Annotated in this window: 1 protein-coding gene; it reads right to left on the reverse strand. The window is 51.8% G+C overall.

Annotated elements, in window-relative coordinates; translation table 11 throughout:
• Nucleotides 1–10: 10 nt before the first annotated feature.
• On the reverse strand, nt 11–1,194 hold a 1,184-nt coding region (gene tuf / locus K7X24_RS21885), incomplete at its 5' end, for an elongation factor Tu (RefSeq protein ID WP_211027709.1).

The raw sequence follows: 1,194 nt of genomic DNA on the forward strand, positions 1-1,194 counted from the left end.
TTATCAGCGATTAAGCGATAACTTTAGCAACAACGCCAGCGCCTACTGTACGACCGCCTTCACGGATTGCGAAACGCAAACCATCGTCCATCGCGATTGGGTGGATCAGGGTAACAACCATTTTGATGTTGTCGCCCGGCATGACCATCTCTACGCCTTCTGGCAGTTCGATGGTACCTGTCACGTCAGTGGTACGGAAGTAGAACTGAGGACGGTAGCCTTTGAAGAACGGAGTATGACGGCCGCCTTCATCTTTGCTCAGGATATACACTTCTGATTCGAACTGGGTGTGCGGCTTGATTGAACCCGGCTTAGCCAGTACCTGACCACGCTCGATTTCTTCACGCTTGATACCACGCAGCAGAACACCAACGTTCTCGCCTGCACGGCCTTCGTCCAGCAATTTGCGGAACATTTCTACGCCAGTACAGGTAGATTTCGCGGTATCTTTGATACCAACGATTTCAACTTCTTCACCGACTTTAACAATACCGCGCTCTACACGACCGGTAACAACAGTACCACGGCCGGAGATGGAGAATACGTCTTCGATTGGCAGCAGGAACGGCTTGTCAATCGCACGCTCTGGTTCTGGAATATAAGAATCCAGGTAACCTGCCAGTTCGATGATTTTTGCTTCCCACTCAGCTTCGCCTTCCAGCGCTTTCAGCGCTGAACCACGAACAACCGGCGTGTCGTCGCCTGGGAAGTCATACTGAGACAGCAGCTCACGCACTTCCATCTCAACCAGTTCCAGCAGCTCTTCGTCATCCACCATGTCACATTTGTTCAGGAACACGATGATGAAAGGAACGCCAACCTGACGACCCAGCAGGATGTGCTCACGGGTCTGCGGCATTGGGCCATCAGTCGCAGCAACAACCAAGATCGCGCCGTCCATCTGGGCAGCACCGGTGATCATGTTTTTCACATAATCGGCGTGTCCCGGGCAGTCAACGTGCGCGTAGTGGCGAGACGGGGTATCGTATTCAACGTGAGACGTGTTGATGGTGATACCACGTGCTTTTTCTTCTGGTGCGTTATCGATCTGATCGAATGCACGCGCGTTACCACCATAGGTTTTAGCCAGAACGGTAGTGATTGCAGCGGTCAGCGTTGTTTTACCATGGTCAACGTGGCCGATAGTACCGACGTTAACGTGCGGTTTTGTACGTTCAAATTTTTCTTTAGACA

Source organism: Pectobacterium versatile (genome assembly GCF_020166435.1).
In the GTDB taxonomy this organism is placed as follows: domain Bacteria; phylum Pseudomonadota; class Gammaproteobacteria; order Enterobacterales; family Enterobacteriaceae; genus Pectobacterium; species Pectobacterium versatile.